This is a genomic window from Paenibacillus alkalitolerans (assembly GCF_016482785.1).
Classification (GTDB): Bacteria; Bacillota; Bacilli; order Paenibacillales; family YIM-B00363; genus Paenibacillus_AE; species Paenibacillus_AE alkalitolerans.
In genome coordinates, this window is the sequence record NZ_JAEMXM010000017.1 from 23,383 (window position 1) to 42,621 (window position 19,239).

A 19,239-nucleotide genomic window follows, 5' to 3' on the forward strand; every position below is an offset into this window, starting at 1 on the left:
GTAAATGCCGGCCCGAAAAGCGGGTAAAATAAAGTCATCGATAAGGAGGGGCATCGTTTGGAACATGGCGGCAATTCGTTGGAGAGCTTGATATTGGTCGTATCGGTATCCTTTTTAGTGCCGATTATTTTATATAAGCTGCGGTTGAAGTTGCTGCCGGTCGTGGTGGCGGAAATTATAGCCGGCCTGATTATAGGTAAAAGCGGGTTCGATTTGGTAGACCATGACGATTCTTGGCTCACCTTGTTGTCCTTGCTCGGATTCATTTATTTGATGTTTTTAACCGGGTTGGAGATTAACTTCGATTCATTCCGCAAGAAGAAAACGTCCTCCCAAAATGGATTCAATCCTTTAAGCGCGTCCGTCGTAATTTTCATGGGCATCTTTCTCGTATCCGGCGCATTTTCTTATGGACTTGTAACCTTGGGGCTGATCGATAGACCGTTTTTGATGACGCTTATTATCGGAACGATCTCTTTAGGCGTTGTGGTTCCCGTATTGAAGGAGAGGCGGATCCTTAATACGGAGTTGGGTCAGACGCTGCTGCTAATTTCCGTCATTGCGGATTTTGTAACGATGATTTTATTGGCGGTTTACGTCAGCATTTTATCTGAAAATGTGACTAGATTGCTGTTCTTAGTCCTCTTCTTTGTACTGGTGGCGGTTATCTTTTGGCTCATCAAACGGTTCGCTTCCCGCAAAGCCTTTGAAACACTTAGCCAGGGAACGGCGCAATTCGCCACCAGAGCTGTATTCGCACTGATGCTGTCTATTGTATTGCTGTCAGAAAGTCTTGGGGTTGAGAATATACTCGGCGCCTTTCTGGCCGGTGTCATGGTGTCGCTGCTCAGACCGAAGGAGCAGTTCGTCCATCAGCTTGAATCGTTCGGTTACGGTTTTTTAATCCCTATTTTCTTTGTAATGGTCGGAGTGAACTTGGAATTGGGTCCGCTGTTGACCGATCCGAGAATACTGATCCTGATACCGCTTCTGTTGCTGCTTATCTTCTTAAGCAAGCTCATACCGATGCTTTATTTGAAGAGATGGTATCCTTGGCGGCAGGTGCTGAGCTCCGGCGTGTTGCTTGCCACCACGTTAAGCTTGGTAATTGCTGCGTCAACGCTTGCGCTTGAAATGAACATGATCGACGAATCGCTGCATGGAGCGCTGATACTTGTGGCTATCGTCAGCTGCCTCATTTTCCCCGTCGTATACAACAAGATGTCGCCGCGGGAAGCGGTCAGGAAGAAAGTAATACATATTGTCGGCGTCAACCATGTATCGATGTCCGTTGTCCATGATTTGATCGAAGAAGGCGAATACGACGTGCGTTTATTTACATCCAGTACATCGAATACCGAGGAAGCGGGGGCGGAGGAAGATACGGAGGTTAAGATTCATAAGCTCCCGAATCTGGATGAACACGGACTGGACAAACTGGGCGTGTTCGATGCGGACATGGTTGTGCTCGTTTCGACGAACGACGAGCTGAATCTGCGTATCGCGCGTTACGTCTCCGGCAATAAAGCGGCGCGGGTGATCGTCCGCATCGAAAATCCCGAGCTGCAGCAGGCTGTGCAAAAAGAAGGACTAGAGGTGTTCTCCACCTTATTTGCTTCCAGAACCGTTCTCCGCACATTGATTGAAAGTCCGGGCGCATTGAGACTGATCTCGGAGCGGGACGATACGATCCACGAAATCTCGGTGAACAATCCGAATTATCATGAGCAGCTGCTGTCCGATTTCCCGCTGTTAAGGGATATCCTGATTCTCCGAATATACCGGGGAGACTCGTTCATTATCCCTCACGGCAATACGGAAATTCATCAGGGAGATAAACTGCTGATAAGCGGAGATACGGAGCAAGCGGAAGCGTTCCGCGCGTTGGTGGAATAAGATTTACAACATGAAATACATATAGTACTCTACTTATATGATTTTGAAAAAGGCAAACCTGTCTAAAGACAGGGACGCAAAGCCACGGGTCTAAGGTGAAAGCTAAGATAGCCGGGCTGCCAAAATGCGATTATTCCGGCACTTTAGGAGTTAGTATGCATATTATTGGCTGCTCAATTTTTGGGCGGCCTTTTATTTTTTTTTAAGGAGCTGATCGCAGCAAAAGACAATCTCCGTATGCACTAATATTTCGAAAAGGGGTGTTATTATATGCGAATTTTATTTCTTACGACAGCGCATAACAGCATGAGCCGGAGGGCGTATTTGGAGCTCACCGAAATCGGGCATGAAGTAAGCGTGTGTTTGGCCATCGGGGATTGCGAAATGATTCAGGCGGTGGAAAAGCACGGACCGGATCTAATCGTCGCACCGATGTTGAAAAAAGCGATTCCCGAATCGATTTGGCGCAATTATACTTGTTTGATCGTCCATCCCGGGATCAAAGGAGACCGCGGTCCGTCGTCGTTGGATTGGGCGATATTGAACGGCGCGGAGGAATGGGGAGTAACCGTGCTGCAAGCAAGCGAAGAGATGGATGCCGGGGACATATGGGCGTCCGTCAATTTTTCAATGAGAAATGCGAGCAAGAGCAATCTGTATAGACATGAAGCGACGGAAGCGGCGATGAAAGCTCTTTTGCAGGCGGTCGACCGGTTTGAGAAGGGGGAGTATATTCCGGAGCCGCTCGATTACAGCAAGCCGGACGTCAAAGGGAGCTTGCATGTTCCGATGAAGCAATCCGATAGAGCGATTGACTGGTCGGAGAGCACTGAACGAATCGCCCGGAAAATTCGCAGCGCGGACAGCCAACCCGGAGTATTGGACCAAATATTCGGAGAATCGTATTATTTATACGGAGCGCATGAGGAAGATATATTGAAGGGACAACCCGGCGATGTTATTGCCCGGAGAGACGGGGCGATTTGCCGGGCAACGGGGGACGGAGCAATATGGATTACGCATCTAAAGAGGAAATCCGATGCTCATAATACATATTTTAAGGTTCCGGCAACAACCGTATTAGGAGACAAGCTGAAGGACGTGCCCGAGATCCCATTGGCGTTCGACGATAGCTATGCGGGCCGGACGTACCGCGAGATATGGTACGAAGAGCATAATAACGTCGGTTACTTGCATTTCGACTTCTATAACGGCGCGATGAGCACCGATCAATGCAACCGTCTCAGGCTGGCGTACCTGTCGGCTCTGAAAAGAGATACGAAAGTGATCGTATTGATTGGAGGCTCCGACTTTTGGTCGAACGGCATTCATCTCAACGTCATTGAAGCGGCGGAAAGTCCGGCCGATGAATCGTGGAATAATATTCATGCCATCAATGACCTGATCCGAGAAATCGTTACAACGGAGTCGCATTTGGTCATCTCATCGATGCAGGGCAGCGCCGGGGCCGGAGGAGTCATACTTGCCCTTGCAGCCGACTTTGTTTACGCCCGCAAGGGCATTGTCTTGAATCCTCATTATAAAGGAATGGGCAGCTTGTACGGATCGGAGTATTGGACGTACTTGCTGCCTAGACGGGTACGCTCGGAGATCGCACAGGAATTGACTGAAAACTGCATCTCGCTCGGCACAAACACAGCTGTGCGGATTGGGCTTATTGACGAAGCTTTCGGGGAAAATGTGTACGAATATTGCTCCAAGGTGAGCGTTTTGGCGGAAAAGCTGGCGCAGCGGACCGATTACGGGCATCTGTTGGAACGGAAAAGACGGATGCGAATGGAGGATGAACGGATCAAGCCTCTGGAACAATACCGGGAAGAAGAATTGGCAAAGATGCATGAGAACTTCTACTCCCCGGATTCCCTCTATCATGAAGCTCGCAAACGATTCGTTTATAAAATATGCCCGACGTGCAGTGAGGTGGAAATTTACAATATAAGCAGTTTGCTCCCCGAACCCGTTCTTTGAACGGGTTTTGCATTGTTTATACTTTTTTTAGAATTGATTTAGAGGCGGTTTAGACATGACGGTTACGATGTAATACAGAAGGCTTCGGCAAATGGTGTCTGGAGGTGAAAGAGAGAACGGTGTAATGGAAGCGGCCGGAAGCTTCGAATATTTCATTGCGGAGGATAACTATGAGAAAAAAATGGTGGACGGTGGGAATCGGTTTCGGCGTCGGCGCGGTGCTGCTCTTTGTCAGCGGTTTTTCCGCTATGGCCAACACATCCGGATATGATGCATACAAAGAAGCGCTGAAAAACACGAAGGCGTTAACGAGCATGACTGCCAATGTGGACTTGACGGTGACCGACAACGGGAAGCAGGTGCTTGCAGGGACTGCGAGCATCAAGCTGAACAAAGAGTCGGACTCCGGGAGCGTGGCGGCGGCTTTTGACGACGGTACCCGGACGCAATCCTTGAATGTGTTCCGGCAGGACGGGAAAGTGATTTTCAAAAGCGGCGACGAAGATGTATATCGGGTTATGGAACATGACGATACGAAGTGGCGGCATGAAGGCGAGCCGACGCACCCGCCGAAAGCGGCGGAGCAAGTATTCGACGCGTTAATGGGCAATATGCGGGAGCTTGCGACGGTGGAAGCGGAATCGGACGGAGGCAAGCAAGCTGCGCTGCATCTTTCCGGAAGCGGCATTCCCGCGGTTGTGAATGCGTTGGGAACATTAGCCGTCTCGAAGCTTGCCGATTGCGATCGATGGGATGAAGGAACGCACGCCGATATGAAAGTGAACGTTCCGAAGCTGACGGACAATGTCAAGATACAAACAATCAATCTCGACGCCAATATCAACCCGGATAACGTGCTTGAGCGGCAAAAGGCGGAGATCCGAATTGCCGGTTCCGACGATTCCGGCGAATATCACGATCTCGTGTTTAAGCTTCAAGTGGATTTCTCCGGGCTTAACGAAACCGTGCCGGAACGAGTCGACTTAACGGGGAAGCAAACCGTGGAAGTCGAGCATGACCGCATGAATCGCGGCTGGCACCATTAAGCGGCAAGGAAGGCAACCGGACAGAGTGCTGTCCGGTTGCGCCATCCTATGACAACAAGTACATCAAGAAGGAGTGATTCTTAGCTTTGGATAAACTGTTGGAAGTGAAGGAAGTGACCAGGCTCTATAGAAACGGCCGCGGAGTCCGGAACGTCAGCTTCGACATTTCGAAGGGCGATATTTTCGGGTTGATCGGTCCCAACGGCGCCGGTAAAACTACCTTGCTGAAAATCATCTCGGGATTAATAAGGCCCGATAGAGGACAGGTGAGGATATTCGGCCATAGCCTGACGGAACGGTTCGAACAGGCAATGGAGCGTGTAAGCTGTGTCATTGAAAAAGCGGATGCCTATGACTATATGAGCGCATACGACAATTTGAAGCTGGCCGCCCGCTTCTATCCGGATTTGCCGAAGGCGAGGATCGGAGAAGTGCTCGAACAGGCCGGTCTCTCTCCATACAAGAATGAAAAGGCGGGAGGCTATTCGCTCGGTATGAAACAGAGGCTGGCGTTGGCGTCCGCGTTGCTGTCGAATCCTCAGCTTGTTATTCTCGACGAACCGGCGAACGGCCTCGACATTGAAGGAATGGTCGAAGTCCGAAATACGATTCGGCAATTGGCCCGTGAACGCGGAATAACATTTTTGATTTCCAGCCATATGATTCACGACCTGAGTTTGACGGCAAATCGTATCGGGATTATGAGTAACGGCAATATGATCCGGCTTGGGGCCATTCATGAGTTGTTGGAAGACGGGATGACGCTGGAGCAATACGTTATGGCGCAAATTCAGACGCCGAAGGAAGCGGATGTTTATGTATAGTCTATATGCCAGTGCGCTGAATGAGACGGAAAAGCTGTGGAAACGCAAAAGAACGAAAGTGTTTTTGCTGATTACCCTCATCGTTCCGGCCGTATCCGTCATCCTGCTTGGCGGACTTGCCGGAAGCGGCTTGCCGATGTTGATGTTGAATTTGTTTACGTTTTCCGTGTTTCCTTTGTTTCTGTTTATGTCGGCTGTGGAGTCGTTTTCCGGCGAGGAAGCTTCCGGCACATTGAAGCTTGTTCTTGTCCGGCCTATCACACGAACGAAAGTGTTCGCATCCAAGGTGTTGGCGCTCGTTTTTTACATTGCCGTATTACTAGGATTGCTATGGATCGCTTCCATGCTTTTAGGGGCGGTTGTGTCGGGCGGAAGTTTGACCGAAGGCATGTCGGATAGTATGAAGGCTTACGCGGCCGCCTTCGTCCCGATGATTGCGGTCGGTTTGATTGCGGCGCTCGTCGCGCAATGTATCCGAAGCACCACCGGCGCCATCGGACTGCTCGTAATTATGTATGCCGCGGCGAAGCTTTTGCCGGTCGTTTACCCGCAAGCTTCGGTTTGGTCCGTCTTTTCTTATACGAACTGGCACGTGCTGTGGGTCGGAACCGGGGCGGCGGCGAATCGGCTGCTTAATGCGTTCGTTATCCTGCTTTCTTATTGTATAATGGCTTATACGGCGGGGTCGATGCTGTTCGAAAGAAAACAACTGTAAGGAGAATCGCTCATGTCCATCAAGATGAGACTTTTACTTTCCTATATCGCCATGACCTTCATTCCCGTCGTGCTGTTCGCTGTCATTGTCACGACAATGATTTCCACAGTTGTTAACGATGCCGCGGGAATCGGCGACAGGAAAGGAATGCCGGCATTCTGGGAAATAGCCGACAGACGCAATGAGCTCATCGCCGGCGTCAAGTTTATGGCGCGGACGGATCCCGAGCGATTCACGGACAGCGCATTTCTGCAAAGTACGGACGAACAATTGAATGATATGCAGGCGGGGCTCGTTGTCATAAGGGAGGATCGGATCGCCTTCGTTTCTCCATTGGTGGACAGCCCCGATCTTTATAACCGGCTTAAGGGACTGGAAGACGAGCCGGATAACCATCATTGGGGCCAAATGGATGGCGGCCGGTATTCGGTGGAACAGGTCGGCGTGACGTTCAGCGACCGCAGCGAAGGAACCGTATACGTGCTCTCCGATTTGAACATGTTCTTTGAAGCCGCACGAAGGTTTTTCCCGCTCCTGATTTTGTCCCTGCTCGCAGTGATCGCGCTCACGAACGGAATATTGACGTACTTGGTTTCACGCAGCCTCATTAAGCCGTTATTCAAATTGAAACACGCCGCGGAACAAATTAAGGAGGGCAATCTGGAACACGAGGTGAAATTGGCGCGAAAAGACGAAATCGGCGAGTTAGGTGCGGCATTTGAAGAAATGCGGGGCCGGTTGAAAGAATCGATCCGTCTTCAACTGCAGTACGAGGAAAACCGCAAACAGCTGATTTCGAGCATATCGCATGATCTGAAAACACCGATAACGGGAATAAAAGCATGCGTCGAAGGCATTCGGGACGGCATCGCGGATACGGGTCCGAAGAGGGATAAATATGTAAATATGATCGCGAAAAAAACGGATGAGATGGATAGGCTGATCGACGAATTGATGCTGTTCTCCAAGCTGGATTTGAAGCGGCTGCCGTTTCACTTGGAACCTGTAGATTTATCGGCATATTTGCGTGATTTTATTGAGGAATTGCGCATCGAACCGGGAATGGAACATGTGAAGGTCACATGCTCAAACCGCGGCGACCGGCCGGTCATCGTTATGGCCGATCGCGAGAAGCTGGGCAGAGTCGTGATGAATATTGTGGATAACAGCTTAAAATATATGAACAAGGAACAAAAAGAAATTCGGGTGGAATTATTCGACGGGAAAGAGATGGCGACGGTACGGATACAAGATAACGGACCGGGAATCGAGAGCGATGCGCTGCCGTTCATATTTGACCGCTTCTACCGGGCTGAGCCGTCCAGAAACAAAGCGACGGGCGGCAGCGGGCTTGGACTGGCCATCGTCAAACAAATCGTCGAAGGGCAGGGCGGAAGCGTGTGGGCCGAAAGCCGAGTGGGGGAAGGAGCAAGCATTTATTTTACATTGCCCAAGTCGAAATATGGCGGTGATCAGTCGTGAAGAAAATATTAATCGTCGAGGACGAGCATGTCATTGCGGAAGTAGAGAAAGATTATTTGGAATCGAGCGGCTACACGGTGCAAATTGCGGCAAGCGGGGACATCGGTCTCAAGAAAGCGCTTGAAGAGGATTACGATCTGATCATTCTCGATCTGATGCTGCCGAAGACGGACGGATTCGAAATTTGCAGGCAGGTCAGGAAGGTGAAGAACATTCCGATATTGATGATTTCCGCCAAGAAGGAGGACATCGATAAAATACGCGGTCTGGGACTCGGCGCGGACGATTATATGACGAAGCCCTTTAGTGTCGGCGAGCTCGTCGCGAGAGTTAAAGCGCACCTTGCCCGGTACGACCGGTTAACGAGCGACGGCCGCGTCCGGCAGCAAGACGAAATACGTCTGAACGGCATTCGGATCGACAAGCTGTCCCGTAAGGTGTTCGTTCATGAAACGGAAGTCCCGCTAACGTCCAAGGAGTACGACCTGCTGCTGTTTTTGGCTCTGCATCCGAATCGGGTATTCAGTAAAGACGACTTGTTCGAGAAAATATGGGGGCTTGATTCTTTGGGCGATAATGCAACGGTAACCGTCCATATAAGCAAGCTGAGGGAAAAAATAGAAGCGGATCCGTCGAATCCGCAATATATCGAGACGATATGGGGCGTCGGCTACAGGTTCAATCTGTGAAGCCGGCGCTATTTCTTAGATCGGAGATATCGGTGCATTGCCGGTTTATTGATTCGAATCGCTTCAATGAATTGAAGAAATCCTGTAAGCAGAGCAATGAAAGCAGTCACAATGTGGACGAGTAACAGAGGATATTGAACGCTGGCCGGATTAATCGGAATTCGGCTTCTGGCAGGGTCTAGCGTCAAATATGGAGCGATAAACGGGGTCATGACCCCCAAGGAAACGATGAGCAGCAGCCACCAGCTCTTTGCAAACTTCATTGCACCACACCATTTATAAATGAAATTTGATAAACCAAAAACCTGTTATTGCATTCAGGAGGGTAAAGAGCACGATTGCAGTTGCCCTAGAGTAATGTGAATATTTTTCACAGCCGTTCACAATTCGCACGGAAATATAACCTGTCATCAGCACGCCGGCGGCCCAAAGCACGAGCGCTTCCATTCATGTTATTTTCTCCATTTATGGCCATGCTTAACTGTTGTTAGAGATCCCCAAAATAACAACATTGCAATAACCGGATGCAGCGCAGAGAGCATGCCTATGTCGGATGAAAAAATAACGGTGAGGAACTGCGCAACAACCATCAGGAATAATCCTAGACAGATCCACCGAATGTGTACAGGCAGTTTTCCAAGGAATGCAGCCGCCAACATGACAAGGGGGACGAACGAAAAATTTTGAGGCAAGCTCTTATGCAACTCCCAGTTATCGCTGTCGACGAACAATCCGAGACCGGCTATAAATATCTGGGATGCAATGAAGGCCAGGAATAACCACGCCAAGACAACAAATATGATTCTGGCGAGCTTCACTAAAGGGCGGACAGCAGTCCCTTTATTCATTTCAATCATTTCAACCTCTCCCGTTCAATTATTTCTCTTAACCCTAGACGTTTTTCTTATATTCCGATCTTACCCTCCAGTTCAAAACAAACCGTAAACGAATTCTAAAAAAAGTATAAAAAAAAGCAGCCCGCTAATCGCGGACTGCAAGGGATGACATTTCGATATGACGGTGCTTACTTATGGAACCGCTCTCCGAAAATTGTCGCTTGACTGCTGTCTACGCCCTCGATAAACAATGGTATAGCGTAAACGGTTTGCAATCCCGTCAAATCTTGGTTCAAATTCATATCCTCAATAATTAATATGGCCCGCCCATCGTCCGGCCTTTGCCGAGAATGATTTGATGAAAGAGAATCCCTTCTTCCACTTTTTGTGCGGCGGAAGCGGACGGAATGTCAATGCCTATGGCGCGCAATGAATCGAATGCTAATAAGAACTTGGCCGCAGATGCCGCAAACCCCGGGTTACTATTACCGTAACGAACCGGGTCCGAATCGCGGATTTTCCCGAAGCCTGTGCGTATAAGCAGAAGATCGGAGCCCGCGATCCGGTGCGCAAACGGTTCCAAATCTTCTTTTCCGATCAGCTCATTATCCGATTTGGGAATGTCGAGGAGCGTCACGCGGTTGAAGATAAAATAATCAATAGGGTACTCGATAAGCTTTTTGCCTTGCGGGTTGAAATGCCACGGAGCATCAATATGCGTTCCATTATGATTGATTGTTTTTATGAAAAACTGGTTGAACGGCGCCCCCTTTTGGATTAGGAATTGAGGCGTTATTTCCACCGGGGGATTATCCTTGAACGTCGGCGTCCGCTCGCTCAACGGGTATGACAAGACTACTCGCTTCATGTTTCGATTCTCTCCTTAATCAAAGGTATTCGTAAATGCACTGCCGGCAGGCCAATCACGGGCCTAGGATCATAAATATTGTATGTGAAAATAAAAGGAAGCTGTGCTACAATACTTGAGTTGATTTGACAATCATCTTTCCGTATGGGAGGTTTACGGCAATATAATGCTCATCATAGGTATCGCCGGCGGTACGGGTTCGGGCAAAACAACGGTGGCCCGTTCCGTGATTGAACGACTAGGCACGGATAAAGTAACGTTCATATCTCAAGACAATTACTACAAAGACCAATCGGATCTCAGCATGGCCGAACGTCTCGAGGTCAACTACGATCATCCGTTCGCTTTCGATAATGAACTTTTGGTTGAGCATCTTAAACGGTTGAAGGAGCGCCAAACCGTGCATGTTCCGGTATACGACTTTACGGTCTATACCCGTTCCGCTACCGAGACGATAGAACTGAAACCGAACAATATCGTCATTATCGAAGGCCTGCATGTGCTCTCCGATGAGAAAGTGCGCGAGCTGCTTGATATCAAGGTATTCGTTGACACCGATCCCGATGTGCGTATTTTGCGACGGGTGCTTCGCGACATCGAGGAACGGGGACGGAGCATTCAGTCGATCCACGATCAATATTTGAGTACGGTGAAGCCGATGCATGAGGCGTTCATCGAGCCTTCCAAGAAATATGCGGATCTGATCATCCCCGAAGGCGGGCATAATGTGGTCGGCATTGAGCTGCTGTCCATTTTGACGGAGAAATATTTATACGGCAATAACGGCAATGCCGAATGAGCGATATCCATTCGAACAATAAAGCTCCGACCGAACCGGTCGGAGCTTTTTCTTCATGCAATTTAAATAAAAACCGGATTTTGTGCAATAAAGTAATTTACAACGCCATTTATCTCACATATAATAATAAAAGTTTCACAAATGATCACAATCAGTCATGAAATATCGTAAAATGATTGGTTTCGTGATCATATGAGCATCCCCTTTTCGGAGAGGAGGATAACATGCTTTACGAAGAAGAACGGAAAAATCAAATTGCAGACTATGTACAGGAGCATGGCCGCGCCTCTGTGCAGGAATTAGCCCAACATTTTCAGGTATCGGAGTCGACGGTGCGCAGAGATTTGAAGGAATTGGAAGAAGCGAACCGGCTGCGCAGGACCCACGGCGGCGCTATAGCTTTGCAGGACGATAATATAGAGCCGCCCTTCACGGTTAAAGAGGACCGTTTCCGGTTACAAAAGGAAGCGATTGCAAAGACGGCAGCCGCGATGATTCATGAAGGCGATATCATTCTTCTGGATTCAGGCACGACTACGTACTATTTGGCCAAGGAATTGAAAGCGTTCAATAAGCTGACCGTTGTGACCAACTCGTTAATGGCTTCGCAAGAATTGGCCAACCATCCCGGTATAGATCTGCTGCTAGCCGGCGGAACGCTGCGACACGAAACCCTTGCGACGGTAGGGCCCGTTGCGGATCGAACCTTTGACTCCGTACGGGTGGATAAAGCTTTCCTTGCCATTAACGGCATCGACCCGAAGGCGGGATTAACGACGCCGAATTTGCTCGAAGCGGCGACAAAGCGCAGGATGATAGAATGTGCGGCCAAAGTAATTTTGTTGGCCGACCATAGCAAATACGGCCGAGTATCCTATGCGAAGGTGGCGGAATTGGGCGAGGTTCATCATTGTATCATGGATGATGGAATATCCGGGGATGCTATTGGAGAACTGAAGACGGCAGGAGTAAACATTACGCTAGCGTCGCTGGCAAGAGGTGGAGCTACATGACATCGACATCGACATCGACATCGTCATCCGTTATTACGATTACCCTGAATCCGGCCTGGGATAAGACGGTGACAGTGGATGAGTTCGTATTCGGAGGATTGAACCGCATACAGGACATAAGAACGGATGCCGGCGGGAAAGGCATTAATGTCGCGAAAGTCCTTAAGAAGTTTCAATTGGACGTGACGGCATGGGGGTTAAATGGTGGCTTTCAAGGCCATGTCATTCAGGAAAAGCTAAAATCGATGGGTATTCGAACCGATTTCCTGGAAGCGAATGGAGAAACGCGGACCAACCTCAAAATTATCGAGCAGAAATCAAAGCAAACGACGGAACTGAACGAATCGGGATTTTCAGCGGACCATGCTCTGCTGGATCGGTTTATTGTCCGGTATCAAGAGCATGTCGGAGAAGCTTCGATTGTCGTTTTAGGCGGGAGCTTGCCGCCCGGCACTCCGAAAGATTACTACAAAACATTAATTGAAATTGGCCGCGCGAAGGGGATCCCGACGGTATTGGATGCGGACGGCGAAGCATTAAAGCACGGGATCGAAGCAGTTCCTTATGCCGTTAAGCCTAACATTCATGAATTGGAGCTGTTATTCGGACGAACATTTTCAACCGATGAACAAATCGTTTCCGCGGCCAGGGAGCTCATTGCCAAGGGAATTCAATATGTGAACGTATCGATGGGCGGCAAGGGCTCGATTTTGGTTCACGAATCGGGAGCGATTCGGGCGAAGCCTTTCCCCATAACGCCGCTAAGTACCGTAGGGGCCGGCGATTCCATGGTTGCCGCGATGGTGTATTGCATTTTGCATCACAAACCGCTTGAAGAAACCGCGAGATGGTGTTCCGCGGCCGGTACGATAACCGCTTCGAAACCGGGAACCGAGGTTTGCTCGCTGGAGGAAGTGCTGGCTAAGCTCGAGCTGGTTCAAATTACACGAATATAGTTTGATTATAGAAGGAGGAAGTCACAGTGAAAAAGATTCTGGCAGTAACGGCGTGTCCGACGGGCGTTGCCCATACCTATATGGCGGCAGAGTCGTTAATTAAAGCGGCGAAAGAAAAGGGTATTCCCGTAAAAGTCGAGACGAGAGGCGCGGTTGGAGTCGAGAACGAGTTCACGGAGGAGGAGATTGCCGAAGCTCATGCGATTATTGTGGCGGCGGATACCGACGTGCAGGAATCGCGGTTTGCCGGCAAACCGGTAGTAAAGGTTGGGGTTGCCGAGGCTATCAAAAATCCGAACGGGCTCTTGGAGGAAGCGTTAAATAAAGAGGCGGGAAATGCGGACGATTACGCGGCACAGGTCGAGAAGACGAAGGCGGAGCGCGGCGCCGCCCGCAAAGGCGCATACAAGCATCTGATGACGGGCGTTTCGCACATGCTGCCTTTGGTCGTCGCCGGCGGTTTGCTGATTGCGTTATCATTTGCCTTCGGGATTGAGGCTTTTAAAGTAGAAGGAACAATGGCGGCCGCATTATTCAATATCGGCGCCGGAGCGGCTTTTGCTTTGATCGTGCCGGTCTTGTCCGGTTTTATCGCGTTCTCGATCGCGGAAAAACCGGGTCTTGCGCCCGGGCTCATTGGAGGCATGCTGGCTTCCCAATTGGGTGCCGGATTCCTTGGCGGGATCGTATCGGGTTTCTTGGCCGGTTATGTCGCGAAATTGCTGAAGGATTGGATTAAGCTTCCCAAGAATTTGGAGGGCTTGAAGCCGATATTATTGATTCCGCTGCTCGCATCCGGGATCACGGGTTTATTGATGATTTACGTGATCGGAACGCCGATTAAAGGAATTATGGACGGATTGACGCAATGGCTGTCAACGGTCGGAACGGCCAATGCGGCATTGCTGGGCTTGATTCTCGGCGCAATGATGGCGTTCGATATGGGCGGACCGGTGAATAAGACGGCATATACCTTTGCGGTAGGCCTCACGGCGAGCAGCTTTTTCGAGCCGATGGCTGCGGTCATGGCCGCGGGAATGACGCCTCCTCTTGGGCTTTGGCTCGCGACCCTCATTGCGCCAAGGAAATTTACGCGTGAGGAGAAGGAGGCCGGAAAAGCCGCATCGGTACTCGGCATCTCTTTCATTACGGAAGGAGCGATTCCTTTCGCGGCGGCCGACCCGCTGCGCGTGATACCTTCCATTATGGCGGGCTCGGCGGTTACCGGAGCGCTGTCGATGCTGTTTGGCGCAACGCTTCGCGCGCCGCACGGAGGCATCTTCGTGCTTCCGATTCCGCACGCGGTCGGTCAATTGGGGCTGTATGTCGTCGCGATTCTTGCGGGAATGTTAGTAACTGCCGTTACGATAGCGGTTGTAAAGAAACCAGTTGTGGCAAAAGCTGATTGACAGGAGGAATTTTACTGTGAAAATAACCGAATTGCTCGATGAAAAGTCCATCTTTATTCCGCTTGAGGCTTCCGATAAAGAAAACTGCATCAAGTCGATGATTGACGGCCTTGCTGCCGCCGGCTGCGTTTCGGATAAATCCGCTTATTTGGAAACGGTGCTCAACCGCGAGAAGACCGGTTCGACCGGAATCGGATTCGGCGTTGCGATTCCGCACGGCAAGTCGAAGGGTGTAACGACCGCGGGTTTGGCCTTCGCGAAGCTTACCCGGCCGATGGATTGGCAATCCATTGACGGCAACCCGGTATCCGTCGTCATTATGATTGCGGTTCCCGAAGAGGCGGCCGGCAATGAGCATTTGCAAATTTTGATCGCTATATCCCGCAAGCTGATTGATGAAGATTTCCGGAACCGACTGATGGAAGTGGAAAATTCGCAACAATTGTTCTCACTGTTGGAAACGATCTGATTGGAGGTGTACCATGATTACGAAAGAAGCTACAATCCGGAACGCTACCGGTTTTCATATTCGTCCTGCACAACTATTTACCGAAAAGGCGAATGCTTTCAAATCAACGATCACTATTAAGGTCCTTGCGACCAATACGGAAGTGGACGGGAAAAGCATCTTGGGCTTGATGACATTAGGATTGGAAAAAGGTTCGGTCATCACGATTACAGCTAACGGCGAAGATGAAGAACAAGCCCTTGACGAGCTGGTGAAATTGGTCGAAAGCGGGTTCGGCGAGGCTTAATTACCGGGGTCGCATCGGTAACTCGGGAGGATACGTCATGTCTGAAAAAAAAATCCAAGGTTTGGGAGTGTCCGAGGGAATTCGAATCGGGAAAGCGTTCGTTTACGCACCCGTTCGTATTGCCGAGACGGTTGAGCATACGCCGGGAGATCCGGAAACGGAGCTTCCCCGGCTTGAAGATGCGAAAACCAAATGCATACACGAGCTGGAGTCGCTCATTGAGCGCGCGAAAGTCAAATTAGGGGAAGAAAAGGCGGCGATCCTTAAGGGGCAAATCAGCTTCTTGAACGATCCCGGCTTCTATCCTCCGATGCAGAAGCTCATTCAGAATGAGCAATGCAGCGCGGAAACGGCGGTTCAGAAAATTGTGAAGCAAGTTGCGGACGTGTTTGAAAGCATGCCCAATGAATACATGCGGGAGAGAGCAGCCGACGTCCGGGATGTAGGAAGCCGGCTGTTGGGACAGCTCGTGGGGCATGGGGGAAAGCGGCTGACGGAAATTGACGAGAAAGTGATAATCGTTGCGGACGATCTCACTCCTTCGGATACCGTGCAGCTCGATAAAAGCTTTGTCCTTGGTTTTGTTACGCGTGTAGGCGGAAAAACGTCTCATACCGCCATATTGGCGAATTCATTGGGAATATCCGCTGTTTTGGGACTCGGGTCCGGGTTGGATGAAATTCGGGGCGGCGATGAACTAATTATTGACGGCACTACGGGCGAATGCATTGTGAATCCGTCGGCCGGGACGGCGGACGCGTATCGAGTGAAGATGGAAAGTGAAGAAGCGCGGCTTCAGGAGATTAGAGAGTTTGCCGGGCGGGCCGCGGTGACAGTGGACGGATTTGGCGTAGAGGTTGCCGCAAATATCGGCACTCCCGAAGAGACGGCAGGATTGCTCGACAAAGGCGCTGAAGGCGTCGGCTTATACAGAACGGAGTTTTTATTTATGAGCCGTTCGGAAATGCCTGACGAAGCGACGCAATATGAAGCGTATAAATCCGTTGCGGAAGCGATGAAGGGGAAACCGGTCATAATCCGCACGCTCGATATCGGCGGGGATAAGGAACTGCCTTATTTGGATCTTCCTGATGAAATGAACCCGTTTCTCGGTTATCGCGCGATCCGGCTTTGCTTGGACAAGAAGGAGCTCTTCGTTACGCAATTGAGAGCGATTTTGCGTGCGAGCGTACATGGGAATGTAAAGATCATGTTTCCCATGATTTCGGGGATGGAAGAGTGGACGCAAGCGAAGGCGATTTACGAGGAAGTGCGTGAACAGCTTGCAAATGAAGGAACTCCGGTCGCCGATACGATTGAACTGGGGATCATGGTTGAAATCCCGTCAGCCGCGCTGCTGGCCCCGAATTTTGCGAAGCAGGTGGACTTCTTCAGCATCGGAACGAACGATTTGGTGCAATATACGGTTGCAGTGGATCGAATGAACGAGAAGGTTTCTTATTTATACGATTATTTCCATCCGTCCGTCATTCGTCTGATAAAACATGTGATCGACGCATCCGACAATCATAATAAATGGACCGGAATGTGCGGAAGCATGGCGGGAGATCCGTTGGCCGCCCCGCTGTTGATCGGCTTGGGCTTGCATGAATGGAGCATGTCTCCGACCGCTATTCCGAAGATAAAGCAGGTTATTACACGATTGGATCGGCAAGAATGCATGAAGCTTGCCGATCGGATATTGGAAATGGATACGCCGGCGCAGGTTAGAGAAGCGCTGGAAGCTTTTCTTGAAAATATAGGCGTGTAGAAAGTTAAGAAGAGACGCTAGCCGTAAGAGGTTAGCGTCTTTTGTGCGTGCCGCGGTCGCGATAAAACACAAAACGGGCTGCAGAACAAGTTACTGCTTGAAAAGGGAGTTATAGCCTTGCAAGCAGTATCTCGCGCATGATGGCGCTACCCAGCTGGACGGGACTTTGTTTGTTGTCGGCGGCGGCAATAACGGCGTCGATGTTATTCGCGTCGACGCCAAACCAGCCCAATACCGGGATTTCCAGCAGTTCGGTCCATTCCTCCAAGACCGCCGCCAACCGTTCGCAGCTAGCTCTCACATCTCTATCGTCGCGCCCGGTCAAGATGGCGCCGACTTTAGCGTACTTCGCTAACGCTTCCGCTGCCGTATCGCTCGTCTCCTTTGCCAACTGTTCAATGTTCCGTTTCGTTACTTCCGCCAAGAGAGTCCCGCAAATAACGCCGTGCGGAATCGGAAAGCTGCCGCCAAGGGGTCCGGCAAAGCCGTGAACGAGGCCGAGTCCGGCATTCGCCAATGTGATGCCGGAAAGCATGGAAGCGTAGGCTATTTGTTCGTGCAGCGCCGCATTATCCGCAGCATGCGTGCAGATCGGAAGCAGGCTCCTCGCGGCTGCTTCAATGCCTGAAAGCGCCAGCGCGTCGGTTAGCGGAGAGGCCTTCGTCGACACATACGATTCGATTAACTGCGTAAGAGCGTCCAAGCCGCTCGCGGCCTTAACGGAGGGAGGGCAGCTGAGCGTTAATTGTCCGTCTACAATCGCAACGTCCGGAATAAACCGGTCGTGCCGGATCGAGCGCTTGAACCCGCCGGGAATGGAAATGACCGCGTTCTTCGTCGTTTCGCTCCCGGTTCCGGAAGTGGTCGGGATCGCGACAAAGAACACCTTGTTGCCGTTGTGCGGCCGATACGCCGGCTGTCCCTCCAAATAGTTCAGAATCGTATCGCCGGGCTCGGTGAGAAGCATCGCCGCGACGGCTTTGCCTGCGTCCATAGCACTGCCGCCGCCTATTGCGACGACCGCATCGAACGGCTGCGGCCGGTAACGGTCCGTTACGTCGTCGACCCATTCCACTGTCGGTTCGTGATGGATATGTACGGTGTCAAAAGCGATATTTTTCCCGGCGAGAGAGGCGGTAATCATTTCCCAATACTCCGCATTCGTCCGCTGGAAGCCGCCCATCACAAACAAGACGCGGCGCGTCCCCTGCGGAAGCGCATCGACAAGCTTCAATGCGGTCCCTACGCCAAAATAAATCGCCGGTGTGCCCGCGAACTGAAAAGCGTTCATCGCCATTGCGATTTCTCCGCCGGAGCTATCATGTAACTCATCCCCCTAGTTATCAAATAATTGCAGGATAATTTTACACTGTAATAAGAAAAACTTCTATCGAAGCACAAAAAGAACTTCGACCGCACACGCATAGCAGCAAGACCGTGTAATAAAGGGAAAGGCCATGACCTCTGAGGCCATGGCCTTTCTTTGTTGCGTTATTGAAGCGCGCTTGGATAAGGGAATTGAGAAGAATAGTTGTTGAACTGTTTATGGGTCTGGTCAAGCTTGTTCTGATCCTCAGCCTCCAGCTTGTAGTGTCCTTTCCGGAACATTAACTGGTACATCTCATACTGGCATTGGTGCGTCTCGTTCAGGATGGTCATAATGTCTTGGTGCAGGTTTGAATGGCTTGCTTCTCTGGCGGATACGTTAAAGCTGTCCGTCAAGTATTTTTCCAGCGCCAAAATGTCGTTGAGCCGGTCGCGGTCGTTCATCTCGGGACCTTTGACATTTGGTTCATAAGGCGGTTTCGGGTTTTTAATCGCATTCGGATTTTGATTCTGGCTCTGGTTTTGGTTCTGGTTCATTTCAGGCACGCTCCTTATAATAAATCACTTATTGCTGCAGCTGCTGCACCTTTTGCATTTCGACCATGTTGTTGTTTTGCAGATGGTTCAACAGCATTTCGTAATGACGCAGGTGCATTTGGCCCGCCTGATCGATGGCTTGGACGATTTCTTGATCGGAGCATTCGCCGGCGAAATGACGGCATTTTTTCATCGCGATCAGTTCCCAAGACAACTGGTCCTTTAAGTACAAATGGTCCTTCGTGGTGATGACCTGCGGCGGCTGCTGCATGACCGGCTGCTGTTGTTGGCCTTGCATTTGGTTTTGCTGCATTAGCGATCATTTCCT

Annotated in this window: 21 protein-coding genes and 1 riboswitch; of the genes, 14 read left to right on the forward strand and 7 right to left on the reverse strand. The window is 50.4% G+C overall.

Features of this window, described 5'->3' with window-relative positions:
• Nucleotides 1-57: 57 nt before the first annotated feature.
• The 7 genes from JET16_RS21410 to JET16_RS21440 all read left to right on the forward strand — a co-directional run bounded on the left by JET16_RS21410 (nt 58) and on the right by JET16_RS21440 (nt 8,641).
• Nucleotides 58-1,896 carry a monovalent cation:proton antiporter family protein gene (locus JET16_RS21410; protein WP_199620227.1) on the forward strand — a complete coding sequence of 613 codons (1,839 nt, stop codon included), beginning with the start codon at nt 58-60 and terminating at the stop codon, nt 1,894-1,896.
• Between the two features lie 41 nt (nt 1,897-1,937).
• Nucleotides 1,938-2,020: riboswitch (cyclic di-GMP riboswitch) on the forward strand.
• Between the two features lie 146 nt (nt 2,021-2,166).
• Nucleotides 2,167-3,885: a hydrogenase maturation protein gene (locus tag JET16_RS21415; RefSeq protein ID WP_199620230.1), complete on the forward strand. Its 1,719-nt coding sequence runs from the start codon at nt 2,167-2,169 to the stop codon at nt 3,883-3,885.
• A 170-nt stretch (nt 3,886-4,055) separates the two neighbouring features.
• Nucleotides 4,056-4,931, forward strand: a complete 876-nt coding sequence (locus JET16_RS21420; protein ID WP_199620231.1) for a hypothetical protein — start codon at nt 4,056-4,058, stop codon at nt 4,929-4,931.
• An 86-nt stretch (nt 4,932-5,017) separates the two neighbouring features.
• A complete protein-coding gene (locus JET16_RS21425) occupies nt 5,018-5,755 on the forward strand; it encodes an ABC transporter ATP-binding protein (protein ID WP_199620232.1) in 738 nt (245 codons plus the stop codon).
• Nucleotides 5,748-6,470, forward strand: coding sequence for an ABC transporter permease (locus JET16_RS21430; RefSeq protein ID WP_199620233.1), 723 nt, complete (start codon nt 5,748-5,750; stop codon nt 6,468-6,470). Before JET16_RS21425 ends, JET16_RS21430 begins: the two co-directional genes overlap by 8 nt.
• A 12-nt stretch (nt 6,471-6,482) precedes the next feature.
• Nucleotides 6,483-7,952, forward strand: a complete 1,470-nt coding sequence (locus JET16_RS21435; protein ID WP_199620234.1) for a sensor histidine kinase — start codon at nt 6,483-6,485, stop codon at nt 7,950-7,952.
• The gene (locus tag JET16_RS21440; RefSeq protein ID WP_199620235.1) at nt 7,949-8,641 is read left to right on the forward strand and encodes a response regulator transcription factor; all 693 of its coding nucleotides are present in this window, start codon (nt 7,949-7,951) and stop codon (nt 8,639-8,641) included. Before JET16_RS21435 ends, JET16_RS21440 begins: the two co-directional genes overlap by 4 nt.
• 8 nt (nt 8,642-8,649) lie before the next feature.
• Here JET16_RS21440 and JET16_RS21445 read toward each other — a convergent pair whose 3' ends face one another.
• The 4 genes from JET16_RS21445 to JET16_RS21460 form a co-directional block, all read right to left on the reverse strand.
• On the reverse strand, nt 8,650-8,904 hold the full coding sequence (locus JET16_RS21445) for a hypothetical protein (RefSeq protein WP_199620236.1): 255 nt from the start codon (nt 8,902-8,904) through the stop codon (nt 8,650-8,652).
• A gap of 13 nt (nt 8,905-8,917) precedes the next feature.
• Nucleotides 8,918-9,088, reverse strand: coding sequence for a hypothetical protein (locus JET16_RS21450; RefSeq protein WP_199620239.1), 171 nt, complete (start codon nt 9,086-9,088; stop codon nt 8,918-8,920).
• A gap of 5 nt (nt 9,089-9,093) precedes the next feature.
• Nucleotides 9,094-9,498 (reverse strand): DUF6220 domain-containing protein, encoded by a 405-nt coding sequence (locus tag JET16_RS21455; protein ID WP_199620241.1) that lies wholly within the window; start codon nt 9,496-9,498, stop codon nt 9,094-9,096.
• A 292-nt stretch (nt 9,499-9,790) separates the two neighbouring features.
• Entirely contained in the window at nt 9,791-10,345 is a 555-nt protein-coding gene (locus JET16_RS21460; protein WP_199620242.1) for a cyclase family protein, read from the reverse strand.
• A 166-nt stretch (nt 10,346-10,511) separates the two neighbouring features.
• Here JET16_RS21460 and udk point away from each other — a divergent pair, with 166 nt between their 5' ends.
• The 7 genes from udk (at nt 10,512) to ptsP (ending at nt 17,048) form a co-directional block, all read left to right on the forward strand.
• Nucleotides 10,512-11,144, forward strand: coding sequence for a uridine kinase (gene udk, locus JET16_RS21465; protein WP_199620243.1), 633 nt, complete (start codon nt 10,512-10,514; stop codon nt 11,142-11,144).
• Between the two features lie 224 nt (nt 11,145-11,368).
• Entirely contained in the window at nt 11,369-12,157 is a 789-nt protein-coding gene (locus JET16_RS21470) for a DeoR/GlpR family DNA-binding transcription regulator (RefSeq protein ID WP_199620244.1), read from the forward strand.
• A complete protein-coding gene (gene pfkB, locus JET16_RS21475; RefSeq protein ID WP_199620245.1) occupies nt 12,154-13,113 on the forward strand; it encodes a 1-phosphofructokinase in 960 nt (319 codons plus the stop codon). The genes JET16_RS21470 and pfkB overlap by 4 nt, the downstream gene beginning before the upstream one ends.
• A gap of 26 nt (nt 13,114-13,139) precedes the next feature.
• Nucleotides 13,140-14,522 carry a PTS fructose transporter subunit IIC gene (locus JET16_RS21480; RefSeq protein ID WP_199620246.1) on the forward strand — a complete coding sequence of 461 codons (1,383 nt, stop codon included), beginning with the start codon at nt 13,140-13,142 and terminating at the stop codon, nt 14,520-14,522.
• A 16-nt stretch (nt 14,523-14,538) separates the two neighbouring features.
• Nucleotides 14,539-14,991, forward strand: coding sequence for a PTS sugar transporter subunit IIA (locus tag JET16_RS21485; RefSeq protein WP_199620249.1), 453 nt, complete (start codon nt 14,539-14,541; stop codon nt 14,989-14,991).
• Nucleotides 14,992-15,004: 13 nt separating this feature from the next.
• Nucleotides 15,005-15,277, forward strand: coding sequence for an HPr family phosphocarrier protein (locus tag JET16_RS21490; RefSeq protein WP_199620252.1), 273 nt, complete (start codon nt 15,005-15,007; stop codon nt 15,275-15,277).
• Nucleotides 15,278-15,314: 37 nt separating this feature from the next.
• Nucleotides 15,315-17,048 carry a phosphoenolpyruvate--protein phosphotransferase gene (gene ptsP / locus JET16_RS21495; RefSeq protein WP_199620256.1) on the forward strand — a complete coding sequence of 578 codons (1,734 nt, stop codon included), beginning with the start codon at nt 15,315-15,317 and terminating at the stop codon, nt 17,046-17,048.
• A gap of 109 nt (nt 17,049-17,157) precedes the next feature.
• On the opposite strand, the gene JET16_RS21500 is transcribed toward ptsP, so the two are convergent.
• The 3 genes from JET16_RS21500 to JET16_RS21510 form a co-directional block, all read right to left on the reverse strand.
• Complete coding sequence (locus tag JET16_RS21500) at nt 17,158-18,345, reverse strand: iron-containing alcohol dehydrogenase (protein WP_199620258.1); 1,188 nt, start codon at nt 18,343-18,345, stop codon at nt 17,158-17,160.
• Nucleotides 18,346-18,539: 194 nt separating this feature from the next.
• Nucleotides 18,540-18,911 carry a spore coat protein gene (locus JET16_RS21505; RefSeq protein ID WP_199620260.1) on the reverse strand — a complete coding sequence of 124 codons (372 nt, stop codon included), beginning with the start codon at nt 18,909-18,911 and terminating at the stop codon, nt 18,540-18,542.
• 28 nt (nt 18,912-18,939) lie between these two features.
• Nucleotides 18,940-19,224: a hypothetical protein gene (locus JET16_RS21510; protein WP_199620262.1), complete on the reverse strand. Its 285-nt coding sequence runs from the start codon at nt 19,222-19,224 to the stop codon at nt 18,940-18,942.
• Nucleotides 19,225-19,239: the final 15 nt, after the last annotated feature.